This is a genomic window from Sphingopyxis lindanitolerans, from assembly GCF_002993885.1.
Classification (GTDB): Bacteria; Pseudomonadota; Alphaproteobacteria; order Sphingomonadales; family Sphingomonadaceae; genus Sphingopyxis; species Sphingopyxis lindanitolerans.
Window position 1 is genome coordinate 720,844 of sequence record NZ_CM009578.1, and the last position, 13,384, is coordinate 734,227.

A 13,384-nucleotide genomic window follows, 5' to 3' on the forward strand; every position below is an offset into this window, starting at 1 on the left:
CTATCGTCACTCGGCTTCGCGAACCTCTGCCCCTGGCCCGTTCTTGAGGATCGACTCGATGGCGTTCTTCGCCGAAGCCTTGCTGCTATAGCCTTCGGTCCAGAAGATGGATTCGCTATTATATTTGAAATAGGCGACAAATTCGCCTTTCTTGTTCTTCTTGATCTCGAAATAATGGGCCATGCCATCCTCCACAGGTCGAACCGCGACGGGGGTGACGCGGCTTATACCAAGGTGCGGCGATCCTGACCCATGAGGATTGCCAGTCCCGTTTGCTGGCGACGCGCCGACGCTGTCCAGCAGGCGGGACTGGCAACCCGAAGGGCGGTTTCTGGCGGCTCTCGGACAGCGTCGCCTGCTCGTGACGATGAACCACATCGCCTCATCGCAGCCTCCTTGCCGAGAAACGCCAGAAACCGTCCTCACGGGTCAGAATCACCGCACCTTGGTATAACCCATGGTAATCCACCTATCTCGCCGCGCAAGCGGCTAGAGCGCCGTCAGTTAAATCTGCATCACCTCAAGTCCGTTCGTGTCGAGCCCTTCGACTGTCTTGGCAGGCGCTCAGGATAGGCTTCGGCCTTTGGCCGTAGTCGAGACACCCATCGGCGTAGCGTTACGCCGATGGGTGTCTCGACTTCGCTCGACACGAACGGGAAGGTGGATCAGATATAAGGCTCGCTGCACCAGATGCGATCAGGCGAAGCGCGATGGCGTATAGGGTGCCGGGTCGATGCCCGCGATCGCGCCCTCGGGCGCGGGGGCGCCGAGTTGCGCCGCGAGCAGCGCGGAAATCGCCGGCGAAGTCTGAATTCCGAACCCGCCCTGTCCCGCGCACCAGATGAAGCCGGGCACGCGCGGATCGGCGCCGAAGACGGGCAGGCGATCAGGCGCAAAGCTGCGGAGCCCGGCCCATTTCCGCTCGACCGCCGCGACCGGCCAGTCGACGACCTGCCGCAACCGCTCGATCGCCAGCGCGACGTCCAGTTCCTCGGGCGCTGCATCGCACGGCGGTGACGGCGTCTCGTCGTGGGGGCTAAGCCAGATCCGCCCTTCGCTCTCTCCCTTGAAATAGAAGGCGCCGCCGATATCGATCACCAGCGGCAGGCTGGCGGGCACTGGATAATCGAGCCGAAGCTGGATGATGGTTCGCCGGAACGGCTGGATGCCCAGCGGCGCGGCGCCGCACGCTTCGGCAAGCTGGTCGGCCCACGCCCCCGCGGCATTGACGATCAGGTCGGCGCGAAGGGTCTCGTGCCCCAGCCCGACCTCCCACCCCGTGCCCGTGCGGCGCGCGCCGTCCAGGCGCGCGCGTGTCGCCAGCATCGCGCCCGCGCGCTTCGCCGCGCGCAGATAGGCGGCGTGGAGCGCGCCGACGTCGATGTCGCTGCACGACGCCTCATAGGCCGCCTCGCTCCACTCGGGCCGGACTCCGGGGACGCGGCGTTCGATCTCGGCAGCGGACATGCGTTCGATCGGCACGCCCCTGGCCGAAAAGCCGGCGGCGAAGGCATCGACCGCGACCGCGTCATCGCGGCGCGCAAGGTTGATCGCGGTCCTTGGCGACAGGAAGCCGCGCGCCGAAAAGTCGCGCGGCGGATCTTGCAACGCGCCGAACGACGCGATCGACAGCGGCTGGACGCCGGGTCCGCCATAGGTTTCCTGCCAGAAGGCCGCCGAGCGGCCGGTCGCATGATAGCCTGGCGCATCCTCGGCCTCGATCATCAACACGCGGCGATACGGCGCCAGCGCGGCCGCCAGGCTGGCGCCGGCGATGCCCGCGCCGACGATCAGCACGTCGGTCGAGGAAGGCAGCGCATCGGTCATGGCCCGCCGCATATCGGCTGCACGGCGGAATGCAACCCGCCGCGCGGGCAACATGGTTACGCTTTGGTAAGCCATGATGCGTAGAGGAACGCCGATGCAAAGCGGCGTCCTTTCCCTTGGCCTGATGGCTCTTCTCGGCGGGCTGATGATCGCCGCGGCGGTCAGCGACGTCCGCTCGCGCACCATCTCCAACGGCCTCAATGCCGCGATGGCCCTGCTCGCGATTCCGTTCTGGATCGCCGCGGGATGGCCGATCTGGCCCGATATTGCGCTTCAGTTCGCGGCGGCTTTCGCGGTCTTCCTGCTGTTTGCCGGGCTGTTCGCGATCGGCGCGATGGGCGGCGGCGACGTGAAGATGATCGGCGCGGTGATGCTGTGGATTCCGCTGCCTTTGTTCGTTCCGATGCTGACGATCATGGCGATCGGCGGGGGCATCCTGTCGGCCGTCATGCTGGTCCAGTCGAAAATACGGCCTTCGGACAAAGTGATAGAGGTTCCCTACGGCGTGGCGATCGCGATTGCGGGCCTTTGGGCGCTTCACCAACAATATCTTAACCAGTTTCAGTCTATCGCATCGAGTTGAGGGCAAGCGCCACCATCTCTGGTTCGGCGCAGGAGGCGAAAATCGTGGATACACGAAAGATAATGCTGATCGTCGGCGCGCTGGTGATTGCGATCGGGGCTGCGTTCGGGGTCAACCAGATGATGCGCGGCGCATCGACGCCAGAAGCACGCGCGGCGGCTGCGCCGGAAATCAACGGACCCATGATCCTGGTCGCGACGCGGCAACTGCCGGTCGGCACGATCATCGGTCCCGACAGCTTCCGCTTTCAGCCCTGGCCGAACGAACTGGTCGAGAAGGCGTATTTCCTGAAGGAAAAGACGGATGTCCAGACGCTGGTCGGCACCGTCGTGCGCTATGCGATCACCGCCGGCCAGCCGCTGACGCAGGGCGCGCTCGTCCATCCCGACGACCGCGGCTTCCTTGCCGCGGCGCTCGGGCCGGGCATGCGCGCGGTGACGGTCAAGGTTTCGCAGGAACAGGGCGTCGCCGGCTTCGTCTTTCCGGGCGACCGCGTCGACGTGGTCCTGGCGCAGGAGCTCAAGGTCAAGGAAGGCAGCGCCTATCCCGACGACGAACTCTACACCGCCGAGACGATCGTCCGCAACGTTCGCGTCCTGGCGACCGACCAGCGCTATGATGCCGAGGATGAAACCGGCAAGACGCCGGTGCACACCTTCGGCTCGGTAACGCTCGAGGCGACGCCCGAGATCGCCGAGAAGATCGCCGTCGCGCAGAATATGGGCAAGCTGTCGCTCGCGCTCCGTCCGCTCGCCGAAAACAGCGGCGATCTGGAAGCTGCGATCGCGTCGGGCGAAGTCAATGTTCCGGCGGGCGGCGGCACCGCCGCCGAAAAGAAGATGCTCGCCGAAGCCGCCGCACGGCCGACCGCCAACAAGAGCTCGGCCACCACAGGCGGCGACGTCTCGCGCTTCTGGGTTCCGGTGAGCGGCCGCGTATCGGCCCCGCGCCAGCCGCCGCAGCAGCCATCCTTCAGCGGTGGCGGATCGTCCGTGACGATGGGCGCGCCCGCGGCGCCGAGGGGTCCGGTGGTCCGCGTGACGCGCGGCGACAAGATGACCGAAGTTCCGGTTGGGGGTAAGTAAGATGACCAGCAAAACCCATTTCAAGGCGACGGCGCTCGCCCGCACCCTGGCCATCGGCCTGATCGCGGCGACCCTGATCTCCGCCCCGACGCAGCAGGCATCGGCCCAGGCAACGCAGAACGCCAGCAGCAGCATCGACCTGTCGGTCGGCCGCGGCCGCCTGGTCAGCCTGTCGGCGCCGATGACCGACATCTTCGTTGCCGACGACAAGGTCGCCGATGTGCAGGTCCGCTCGAGCCGCCAGCTCTATGTCTTTGGCAAGGCGCCGGGCGAAACGAGCATCTATGCGACCGACGCCAGCGGCCGGGTCGTCTATTCGACCGTCGCCCGGGTCGGCAACAATATCGAGACGATCGACCAGATGCTGGCGCTCGCGATGCCCGAGGCGAAGATCGTGTCGAACACGATGAACGGCTTCGTGCTGCTCACCGGCACGGTCGCGTCGCCCGACGACGCCGCCGAGGCCGAACGCCTGGTCCAGGCCTTCGTCGGCGACCAGACCAAAGTGCTCTCGCGCCTGCGCACCGCGACGCCGCTGCAGGTCAATTTGCAGGTCCGCATCGCCGAGGTGAACCGCTCGCTGGTCAAGGAAATCAGCGGCAATCTGCTGACGCGGGACATGACGGGCGGCTTTCTGGGCGGCATTTTCCGTGGCCGGTCGCCGGGCACAATCACCGATATCCCTGCCCCGACGGCGGTCTTTCCCGGCAGCCCCGTGCCGCGGCCCTATGATCCACGGACCGGCCTGCCGATCACGAGCACCACGTTGGGCACGCAATATCAGTTCACCACGCCCGCCGGCACCAGCAGCCTTGCCGGCGCGGGCCGCCTGTTCGGGCTCGACCTGATGGCGTCGCTCGATCTTGGCGAACGGTCGGGCCTGGTCGCAACGCTGGCACAGCCCAACCTGACCGCGATTTCGGGCGAAACGGCCGACTTTCTGGCGGGCGGCGAATTCCCGATCCCGATCCCCGGCAATTTCGCCGGCACGACGATCGAATATCGCAAATATGGTGTGAGCCTGGCCTATACGCCGACGGTGCTGTCGAACGGCCGCATCAGCCTGCGCGTCCGTCCCGAAGTATCGGAACTGTCGACCGAAGGCGCGATCGAGATGCAGGGGTTCCAGATCCCGGCGCTCACCATCCGCCGTGCGGAAACGACGGTCGAACTGGGTTCGGGCGAAAGCTTCATGATCGCCGGCCTGATGAACAACCGCTCGATCGGTGCGATCGACAAGATCCCCGGGCTCGGCGACGTGCCGATCCTCGGCACGCTGTTCAAATCGGACAGCTTCAAGCGCGGGGAGACCGAACTGGTCATCGTCGTGACGCCCTATCTGGTGCAGCCGGTGTCGGCGAACGAGATCAAGCTGCCGACCGACGCCTATCAGGACTCCAACGACCTCGCCCGCCTGCTGCTCAATCAGACGAGCGACGGGGTGACCGGCGGCGACCGGCCGAAGCCGTCGCTCGACACGAATGTCGGCGACGCGGATCGCCCGCGCGGCGGCGCGGATGTCGCGCCCGGCTTTAGCCTGAACAAGAAGTGACACGGTGGTTTTGGGGAGCAGAGTGATGAAGAAAATCGCAACTTGGACCGCCCTGGCACTGGCAACGTCGCTGACGGGATGCACTGGGGCCGCCAACAGCAACCACAGCCTGGAATCGGTTCATCAGCCGGTGGTTCGCAACACCATCCATCAGTTCGACGTCGCCGTTGGCGGCGGCGATCTTGCGCCCAGCGAGCAGGGCCGCCTCCAGGGATGGCTCGACGCGATGGGCGTTCGCTATGGCGACCGCGTTTCGATCGAGGATCCCACGGTTTACGGCGCGGGGGAAGCGCAAGCGACGATCCGCGCGATGGTCGAACGCCGCGGGCTTTTGCTGAACGCCGATGTCCCGGTCACGACCGGGGCGGTGCCGCCGGGCTATGTTCGCGTCATCGTGACGCGCGCGTCGGCGCATGTTCCGGGCTGCCCCGATTGGTCGAGCAAGTCGTCGCTCAATCCGACCAATGCGACGTCATCCAACTATGGCTGCGCGACGAACAGCAACCTCGCGTCGATGGTCGCCGACCCCAATGACCTGATCAAGGGCAATCGGGCCACCGTCAACGACCCCAACGCGGCGACGCGCGCGATCAGGACCTATCGCGAAAAGCCCCAGACCGGCGCCGGGGAGCTTAAGGCAACGGCAACAAGCAACAGCGGAGGCGGCCAGTGAACGCTCCTTTCAAAGCAGCCGGACTGCGTGATCCGTTCAACGCCTTCGTCTGCGACGACGATACGCTGGAGCTGATCCGCGTCGCCGCCGCCGACCTGGGCTGGCCGATCGAGAAGTGCAACAAGGGTGGGCTGCGCAACGCGGTCCAGTCGCTTTCGGTATCGGCGAGCCCGAACATCCTGTTCGTCGACATGTCCGAATCGGGCGACCCGATCAACGACATCAACGCGCTCGCCGAAGTCTGCGAGCCCGGCACGGTGGTGATCGCGGCGGGCCAGGTCAACGACGTCCGCCTGTACCGCGACCTGTTGTCGAGCGGGATTCAGGATTATCTGCTCAAGCCGCTGTCGCTCGACCAGGTGCGCGAAAGCTTCACCATGGCGCAAACGATGCTGTCGGCGCCGAAACATGCCGACATGCACGACGACAAGCCGCACCATATGACGGCCGTGGTCGGCGTGCGCGGCGGCGTCGGCGCGTCGCTGGTATCGACGTCGCTCGCCTGGGTGATGAGCGAACAGGGCGGCCGCCAGACGGCGCTGCTCGACCTCGACGTGCATTTCGGAACCGGCGCGCTGACGCTCGACCTCGAGCCCGGCCGCGGGCTGATCGACGCGATCGACAATCCCAGCCGCATCGACGGCCTGTTCATCGAGCGCGCGATGGTGCGCGCCTCCGACAAGCTCAGCCTGCTGTCGGCGGAAGCGCCGATCCATCAGCCGGTGATGACCGACGGCTCGGCCTTCTTCCAGCTCGAAGAAGAGTTGCGGGGTGCGTTCGAGATGACGATCGTCGACATCCCGCGCCACGTCCTGATCCCCTTTCCGCACCTCGTGCAGGAAGCGGGCACGATCCTGCTCGTCAGCGACGTGACGCTCGCCGCGGCGCGCGACACCATCCGCCTGCTCTCGTGGTTCAAGCAGCATGTCCCGGGGGCGCGGGTAATCCTGGTCGCAAACAAGTTCCAGAACGCCATCGGCGAGTTGTCGCGCAAGGAATTTGAATCGTCGATCGAACGCGCGATCGATGTCACGATTCCGTTCGATCCCAAGCTGGTCAGCCAGGCAGCGAAACTCGGCAAATCCTATGCCGAAATCTGCAAGGGCACCAAGGCCGCGCAGGCATGGACCAGCCTGATGAGCGTGATCATCGACGGCGCCGACGAAAGCGTCGAAGAGGCGGCCGCGGCCCGCAAGGCGAAATCAGGCGGCGGATCGCTGCTCGGCAAGCTCGGCGGCCTTGGCACGCTGGTCGCGAAAAAGAACGCGAAATAAGGACGCAGCGGCGGCCGGGACTCCCCCGGCCGCCGCGGCTTTCCCAGCAGGAAGCGGACAAAGGCCCATCATGAACCTGCCAATGATCCTGATCGTCACCGCCACGTTCGTGGCGCTTGCCATGCTGATTCTCGCTTTCGCGGGGCCGTCGGCCGGCAAGGCGAAAAGCCGCCGGCTCGCCTCGGTGCGCGATCGGCATGCCGCGTCGACCGAAGCGGTTGTCGCGGCGCAGATGCGCAAGACGATCCAGGCGGTCGGCGGACGGGGCGGGACCAATATCTCCAACCTGGTGCCGCGCCGCGAACTGATGGAAAAGCGGCTGCGCCGTACGGGCAAGGGCTGGAACCTCACCCAATATATCTTCTGGTGCATGGGGCTGTTCGTCGTCGCGACCGGCGGGCTGCTCGTTCTGCGCACCCCCTTCCTGCTCGCGGTGCTGGCGGGGTTGATGGTCGGCATCGGTCTGCCCCACGCCTATATCGGCAAGCTTGTCGCCAAGCGGGTCCAGAAGTTCAACACCCGCTTTCCCGACGCGATCGACCTGCTTGTTCGCGGTCTGAAATCGGGCCTTCCCGTCACCGAAACCTTCCAGGTCGTGAGCCAGGAACTGCCCGGCCCGGTTGGCGAGGAATTCAAGGGCGTGATCGAGCGTATCCGCATCGGCAACACGATGGAGGCCGCGCTTCAGGAAACCGCCGAGATGATCGGCACACCCGAATTTCAATTTTTCTGCATCACCATCTCGATCCAGCGCGAAACGGGCGGCAATCTGGCCGAAACGCTCGCCAACCTGTCCGAAGTGCTGCGCAAGCGCGCGCAGATGAAGCTGAAAATCCGCGCCATGTCGTCGGAAGCCAAGGCCTCGGCCTATATCGTCGGCGCGCTTCCCTTTTTCGTGTTCGGCGTCGTCTGGTCGATGAATCCCGAGTATCTCGCGGGCTTTTTCTCCGAACAGCGTTTGATCATCGCGGGCATCGGGGGGCTGATCTGGATGACCATCGGTGCCCTCATCATGAAAAAAATGATCAGCTTCGAGGTCTGAAGGGCGGCAGATGAACAGCAATTTCCTCCTTGCCGCATTTTCCGGCGCACAGCCCGGCCCGACGCTGATGGGCGTCGATGTCGTCTGGGCGGCGACGATGCTGGCCGCGGTCGGCGTCGGCGCGGTGCTTTTCGCCATCTATGGCGCGCTGACCGTCCGCAACCCGATGGCGAAGCGCGTCAAGGCGCTCAACGATCGCCGCGAACAGCTCAAGGCCGGGATCACCGCCTCCACCGCAAAGCGCCGCGCGAAGCTGGTTCGCAAGAATCAGACCGCCGACAGAATGCGGACGTTCCTCGGCCGGTTGCAGGTGTTGCAGGAAGGGCAGATTCAGGACGTCCAGCAAAAGCTGGCGCAAGCCGGCATCCGGTCAAAGGATCTGGCGGTCACCGTCATCTTTGGCCGCCTCGTGCTGCCGATCGTGCTTGGCGGACTGGCCGCTTTTCTGATCTATTGGGTCGAGATGTGGCCCGACATGACGCCGTTCAAGCGCTCCGGATTCACCATGGCGGCGCTGATCCTGGGCTATAAGGCGCCCGATCTGTTCGTGCAGAACAAGCGCCAGAAGCGCACCGACGCAATCCGCAAGGGCCTGCCCGATGCGCTCGATCTGCTCGTCATCTGCGCCGAAGCGGGCTTGACCGTCGATGCGGCCTTCTCGCGCGTCGCCAAGGAGCTTGGCCGCGCCTATCCCGAACTGGGCGAGGAATTCGCGCTGACCTCGATCGAACTCGGCTTTCTGACCGAGCGTCGGCAGGCGTTCGAGAATCTGGCCTATCGCGTCAATCTGGAATCGGTGAAGGGCGTGGTCACGACCATGATCCAGACCGAGAAATATGGCACGCCGCTGGCGAGCGCGCTGCGCGTGTTGTCGGCCGAATTCCGCAACGAACGCATGATGCGCGCCGAGGAAAAGGCCGCGCGCCTGCCCGCGATCATGACCGTGCCGCTGATCCTGTTCATCCTGCCGGTGCTGTTCATCGTCATCCTCGGCCCGGCGGCCTGTTCGCTGAGCGATGCGATGTCGGGCGGCGGTTTCGGCAAGCATTAAGCCCGCGCGGCTTGAAGAATCGGGAGGGGCGGGAGAGAATCCCGCCCCTTCTCGTTTCAGCCGACCTGCTGCTCGATCGCGCCGAAGATGCTGTGATGACGCTCGTCGTCCATCCAGATTCGCACGACGTCGCCCTTCGCCATGAAGGGGGTCTTCGGCTCGCCCTGCCGGATGGTCTCGACCGTCCGCACCTCGGCAAGGCAGCAATAGCCGAGCCCGCCTTCGCCGATCGGCTTGCCGGGGCCGCCGTCCGCATCGCGGTTCGACACCGTGCCCGACCCGATGATCGTCCCCGCGCCCAGGTTGCGCGTCTTTGCGGCGTGCGCGATGAGCTGGCCAAAGTCGAAGGTCATGTCGACGCCGGCATCGGCGCGGCCGAGCGGCTGGCCGTTGAGATCGACGCACAGCGCGCCGTGCAGCTTGCCGTCCCGCCAGCGCTCGCCGAGCGCCGCGGGCGTCACGAACACCGGCGACATCGCGGAAGATGGCTTCGACTGGAAGAAGCCGAACCCCTTGGCGAGTTCCGCCGGGATGAGGCCGCGCAGCGACACGTCGTTGGTCAGGCCGACGAGCAGGATATGCTCGCGCGCCGCTACCGGATCGATCCCGGCGGGGACGTCGCCGGTCACGACGACGACCTCGGCCTCCATGTCGCAGCCCCAGGCCGGGTCGCCGAGCGGGATCGGATCGCGCGGCGCCAGAAAGGCATCGCTGCCACCCTGATACATCAGCGGGTCGTGCCAGAAGCTGTCGGGCATCTCCGCCCCGCGCGCCTGGCGGACCAGCGCGACATGGTTCACATAGGCGCTGCCGTCGGCCCATTGATAGGCGCGCGGCAGCGGCGAGGCGGCGTCGCGTTCGTGAAACCGCTCCTTGGGGATCGCATCATGATTGAGGTCTTCGGCCAGCGCCGCGAGGCGCGGGGCGGCATAGGCCCAATTGTCGAGCGCATATTGCATCGTCGGCGCGATCTGGCCGGCGTCGGCATACCAGGCGAGATCGTCCGACACGACGACCAGTCGCCCGTCGCGGCCGGCTTTGAGCGAAGCTAGTTTCACATATATCCCTTTGTCTGGCGATGCCACTCACCGCCCGAGACGGGGATGATCAGCGCGGCATCTGGATCGATGCGAAACAGGTAAAGCCGCTCTGCCCCGCCTGCAAGCGCCGGATATATTGAAGATAGGCCTGCGACTGGTTGTAGCTTGCGCCCGGCAGCGTCTGGCCGCGGAACGCGCGCTTGACCTCTTCGCCGGTGAAAGGGCGCGGTGAGCCCGGAAAAGCGCCCTTCGTTCCCGCCGGCACCAGCTTGCCGCCCGCGTCGATATATTGGCCCGCGCCCGTCGGGCCGGGCACCGGAATCTGGCAGTTCATCACCGATACCGCGGTCTGGGCAAAGGCGGGACGGATCGTCAGCGCCGCCGACACCCCCACCGCGCCGAGCGCCAGCATCCGGCGCCGCGACGGCGCGCCCTCTTCGCCCTGGGCGGGATTATCGGCCGGGATGTCGCTGTTTTCCATCACAAAGCGCATAGCCCAACGGCGCGGCCAGGAAAAGCGAAAGACCGACCCGCTCGCCACGCTTCCCGCATTGGGACAATTACCGAACAGCGGTTAACGCCTTGCGCGACCTTGCGCTTCATGCGAGGCGCGCAGGCGATGTTCGACCGCCTCTCGAGCCTTGTCGTCGCCCTGACATTGATCGCCGTCGCGGCCATTTTTGCCGCGCTGGCCGGTGGCGGCGCGCTGACCACCGCGATTCTCGCGCTGGCGGGCGCCATCGGAGCGGCGACGGTCTATGCCGCGCTCCCCTCGCCGCTTCCCGAACCGCAGGCAGCGCTGCCGGTCGAGGCGCCGCCACTCTCGCTGCTCCGCCATCCCGATTTCGCGCTTTGGGTCGATCAGGAGCAGGAGCCGCTGATCGGAGTCGCCGGCACGGTGGTGGCGATCGCCAACGACGCGGCCGTCCGCCTGCTCGGCCGCCACATCGTCGGCGCCGACGTCCGCACCGCGATCCGGCATCCCGCCGCGACCGAATGGCTGGCGCGCATCGCCGACGACGCACCGCTCGAAACGCTGAACCTCGTCGACTTCCCGCGTCCGGGGCAGCGCTGGACGATGCGGGTCGCGGCCTTGTCGGGGGGCGACCGGATGATCTTTCTGTCCGACCGCTCGGCGATCGACGCCGCCGACCGCATGCGGTCGGACTTCGTCGCCAACGCCAGCCACGAACTGCGCACGCCGCTCGCCGCCATCCTCGGCTATGTCGAAACATTGCAGGACATGAAGGGCGAAGCCGACGGCCCGATGCGCCACCGCTTCCTCTCGATCATCGAGCGCGAGGCCGGGCGCATGCAACAGCTCGTCATCGACCTCCTGTCGATTTCGCGCGTCGAGGCCGACCGCTTTCGCCGCCCGACGACGCCGGTCGACCTGGCGGCGATCATTCGCAAAACGATCGCGCAGTTGCAGGACAGCGAAGCCGAGCGCCCGCGCGATATCGTCGCCCGGCTGGGTGCGGAAACCCAGCCGATGCTCGGCGACGAGGCGCAGCTCGGCCAGATGGCGCACAACATCATCTCGAACGCGATGAAATATGGTCGCGCCGGCACGCCGGTGACGGTCGAACTGGTGCGCGAAGGATCGCGTGTCCGCCTGTCGGTCAGCGACGAAGGCGACGGCATCGCCCCCGATCACCTCCCCCGCCTGACCGAACGTTTCTACCGCGTCGACGAAGCACGCAGCCGCTCTGTCGGCGGCACCGGCCTTGGCCTCGCGATCGTCAAGCATATCGGCGAGCGGCACCAGGGATTGCTCGACATCGAAAGCGAGCTGGGCAAGGGGACGCGGATTTCGGTCACCTTTCCGCTGGCGGCATAGCCAAGGCGGCTGGCGGCCCCGCCTTCGCGGGGGCGACGGCTGGTATCGCTCGCTGTCAGTCGATCCGGTCCAGCAACGTCCCGATCATTCCGAACATCTCGTCGATCTGCCCCTTCTCGACGATCAGCGGCGGTGACAGGGCGATGATGTCGCCGGTTGCGCGGAGGAGGAGGCCGTTGTCGAAGGCGGCGTGGAACAACTCCATCGCGCGCGCGGTCGGGGCGCCGGGACGCGGGGTCAGTTCGATGCCCGCGACGAGGCCGATGGTGCGGATGTCGATGACGTGGCGCCGTCCCTTGAGGCTGTGCGCGGCATCCTCCCAATAGGGGGAAAGATCGTTCGCGCGATCGAACAGGCCGTCCCGCGCATAGAGGTCGAGCGTCGCCAGCCCCGCCGCGCAGGCAAGCGGATGCCCCGAATAGGTGTAGCCATGGAACAGCTCGATCCCACCCGGCGCGCTTTCGATCACCGCATCGTGCAGTTCGCGCTTCACCGCGACCGCGCCCATCGGCACCGCGGCGTTGGTCAGCCCTTTCGCCATGGTGATGATATCGGGGGTGACGCCCCATTGCCCCGCGGCGGTCGCGCCGCCGACGCGGCCGAAGGCGGTGATCACTTCGTCGAAGATCAGGAGGATGCCGTGCCGGTCGCAAATTTCGCGCAGCCGCTGGAGATAGCCGACGGGCGGGACGAGCACGCCGGTCGAGCCCGCCATCGGCTCGACGATCACCGCCGCGATCGTTTCGGCGCCGTGCAGGTCGACGAGGCGCTGGAGATCGTCGGCCAATTCGGCGCCGTGCTGCGGAAAGCCGCGGGTGAAGGCGTTGCGCGCCGGGTCGTGAGTGTGGCGCAGATGGTCGGTGCCGGAAAGCCCCGGCCAGGTCCGGCGATTGCTGACGATGCCGCCGACGCTGATCCCGCCGAAGCCGACGCCGTGATAGCCGCGCTCGCGCCCGATCAGCCGGGTGCGCGTCCCCTGCCCCTTCGCGCGCTGCACCGCGAGCGCGATCTTGAGCGCGGTATCGACCGATTCGGAACCGCTGTTCGTGAAGAAGATGCGGTCGAGACCCACGGGCATCAGCGCCGCGAGCCGCTGCGCCAGTTCGAACGGCGCCGGGTGACCAAGCTGGAACGTCGGCGCGAAATCGAGCGTCGCCGCCGCCTTGGCGATCGCGTCGGCAATCTCCGGCCGGCAATGGCCGGCGTTACAGCACCAGAGGCCCGCGGTGCCGTCGAGAATCCGCCGTCCGTCTGCAGACTGATAGTGCATCCCGCTCGCCGAGACGAGCTGGCGGGGGTTCGCCTTCCACGCGCGGTTGGCGGTAAAGGGCATCCAGAAGGCCGCCAGACTGTCGTTATCGCCCTGCATCGCCGCGTGTCTCCCCCGATCGTCATTGCAAGGAGCGCAGCGACGAAG

At 66.3% G+C, this 13,384-nt stretch carries 13 protein-coding genes; 8 read left to right on the forward strand and 5 right to left on the reverse strand.

What is annotated here, in order from left to right:
• Positions 1-6: 6 nt before the first annotated feature.
• Together CVO77_RS03420 and CVO77_RS03425 are read right to left on the reverse strand one after the other, a co-directional pair.
• A complete protein-coding gene (locus tag CVO77_RS03420; RefSeq protein ID WP_105997898.1) occupies positions 7-183 on the reverse strand; it encodes a YegP family protein in 177 nt (58 codons plus the stop codon).
• 513 nt (positions 184-696) lie between these two features.
• Entirely contained in the window at positions 697-1,827 is a 1,131-nt protein-coding gene (locus tag CVO77_RS03425) for an NAD(P)/FAD-dependent oxidoreductase (RefSeq protein WP_105997899.1), read from the reverse strand.
• Between the two features lie 94 nt (positions 1,828-1,921).
• On the opposite strand from CVO77_RS03425, the gene CVO77_RS03430 reads away from it, so the two are divergent.
• The 7 genes from CVO77_RS03430 to CVO77_RS03460 all read left to right on the forward strand — a co-directional run bounded on the left by CVO77_RS03430 (position 1,922) and on the right by CVO77_RS03460 (position 9,087).
• Positions 1,922-2,410: an A24 family peptidase gene (locus CVO77_RS03430; protein WP_105997900.1), complete on the forward strand. Its 489-nt coding sequence runs from the start codon at positions 1,922-1,924 to the stop codon at positions 2,408-2,410.
• A gap of 44 nt (positions 2,411-2,454) precedes the next feature.
• Positions 2,455-3,495, forward strand: coding sequence for a Flp pilus assembly protein CpaB (gene cpaB / locus CVO77_RS03435; RefSeq protein WP_105997901.1), 1,041 nt, complete (start codon positions 2,455-2,457; stop codon positions 3,493-3,495).
• Position 3,496: 1 nt separating this feature from the next.
• The gene (locus CVO77_RS03440; protein ID WP_105997902.1) at positions 3,497-5,047 is read left to right on the forward strand and encodes a type II and III secretion system protein family protein; all 1,551 of its coding nucleotides are present in this window, start codon (positions 3,497-3,499) and stop codon (positions 5,045-5,047) included.
• Between the two features lie 25 nt (positions 5,048-5,072).
• Positions 5,073-5,720 carry a CpaD family pilus assembly protein gene (locus CVO77_RS03445; protein ID WP_105997903.1) on the forward strand — a complete coding sequence of 216 codons (648 nt, stop codon included), beginning with the start codon at positions 5,073-5,075 and terminating at the stop codon, positions 5,718-5,720.
• A complete protein-coding gene (locus tag CVO77_RS03450) occupies positions 5,717-6,994 on the forward strand; it encodes a CpaE/TadZ family protein (RefSeq protein ID WP_105997904.1) in 1,278 nt (425 codons plus the stop codon). The genes CVO77_RS03445 and CVO77_RS03450 overlap by 4 nt, the downstream gene beginning before the upstream one ends.
• Before the next feature lie 70 nt (positions 6,995-7,064).
• The gene (locus CVO77_RS03455; protein WP_105997905.1) at positions 7,065-8,036 is read left to right on the forward strand and encodes a type II secretion system F family protein; all 972 of its coding nucleotides are present in this window, start codon (positions 7,065-7,067) and stop codon (positions 8,034-8,036) included.
• A gap of 10 nt (positions 8,037-8,046) precedes the next feature.
• On the forward strand, positions 8,047-9,087 hold the full coding sequence (locus tag CVO77_RS03460) for a type II secretion system F family protein (protein ID WP_420822527.1): 1,041 nt from the start codon (positions 8,047-8,049) through the stop codon (positions 9,085-9,087).
• A gap of 56 nt (positions 9,088-9,143) precedes the next feature.
• Here the strand turns inward: CVO77_RS03460 and CVO77_RS03465 are convergent, their stop codons facing one another.
• The gene (locus tag CVO77_RS03465; RefSeq protein WP_105997906.1) at positions 9,144-10,145 is read right to left on the reverse strand and encodes a fumarylacetoacetate hydrolase family protein; all 1,002 of its coding nucleotides are present in this window, start codon (positions 10,143-10,145) and stop codon (positions 9,144-9,146) included.
• Positions 10,146-10,194: 49 nt separating this feature from the next.
• Entirely contained in the window at positions 10,195-10,608 is a 414-nt protein-coding gene (locus CVO77_RS03470; protein ID WP_105997907.1) for a hypothetical protein, read from the reverse strand.
• Between the two features lie 138 nt (positions 10,609-10,746).
• Here CVO77_RS03470 and CVO77_RS03475 point away from each other — a divergent pair, with 138 nt between their 5' ends.
• Positions 10,747-11,967: an ATP-binding protein gene (locus CVO77_RS03475; protein WP_106000611.1), complete on the forward strand. Its 1,221-nt coding sequence runs from the start codon at positions 10,747-10,749 to the stop codon at positions 11,965-11,967.
• A gap of 55 nt (positions 11,968-12,022) precedes the next feature.
• Here the strand turns inward: CVO77_RS03475 and aptA are convergent, their stop codons facing one another.
• Positions 12,023-13,336: an omega-aminotransferase AptA gene (aptA, locus tag CVO77_RS03480; protein WP_105997908.1), complete on the reverse strand. Its 1,314-nt coding sequence runs from the start codon at positions 13,334-13,336 to the stop codon at positions 12,023-12,025.
• Between the last annotated feature and the right edge of the window lie 48 nt (positions 13,337-13,384).

What these genes read in the sequence shown, in the direction of transcription:
- CVO77_RS03420 (WP_105997898.1), bottom strand. Translation starts at nt 183, where the DNA reads ATGGCCCATTATTTCGAGATCAAGAAGAACAAGAAAGGCGAATTTGTC.
- CVO77_RS03425 (WP_105997899.1), bottom strand. Translation starts at nt 1,827, where the DNA reads ATGACCGATGCGCTGCCTTCCTCGACCGACGTGCTGATCGTCGGCGCG.
- CVO77_RS03430 (WP_105997900.1), top strand. Translation starts at nt 1,922, where the DNA reads ATGCAAAGCGGCGTCCTTTCCCTTGGCCTGATGGCTCTTCTCGGCGGG.
- CVO77_RS03440 (WP_105997902.1), top strand. Translation starts at nt 3,497, where the DNA reads ATGACCAGCAAAACCCATTTCAAGGCGACGGCGCTCGCCCGCACCCTG.
- CVO77_RS03445 (WP_105997903.1), top strand. Translation starts at nt 5,073, where the DNA reads ATGAAGAAAATCGCAACTTGGACCGCCCTGGCACTGGCAACGTCGCTG.
- CVO77_RS03455 (WP_105997905.1), top strand. Translation starts at nt 7,065, where the DNA reads ATGAACCTGCCAATGATCCTGATCGTCACCGCCACGTTCGTGGCGCTT.
- CVO77_RS03460 (WP_420822527.1), top strand. Translation starts at nt 8,047, where the DNA reads ATGAACAGCAATTTCCTCCTTGCCGCATTTTCCGGCGCACAGCCCGGC.
- CVO77_RS03470 (WP_105997907.1), bottom strand. Translation starts at nt 10,608, where the DNA reads ATGGAAAACAGCGACATCCCGGCCGATAATCCCGCCCAGGGCGAAGAG.
- CVO77_RS03475 (WP_106000611.1), top strand. Translation starts at nt 10,747, where the DNA reads ATGTTCGACCGCCTCTCGAGCCTTGTCGTCGCCCTGACATTGATCGCC.
- aptA (WP_105997908.1), bottom strand. Translation starts at nt 13,336, where the DNA reads ATGCAGGGCGATAACGACAGTCTGGCGGCCTTCTGGATGCCCTTTACC.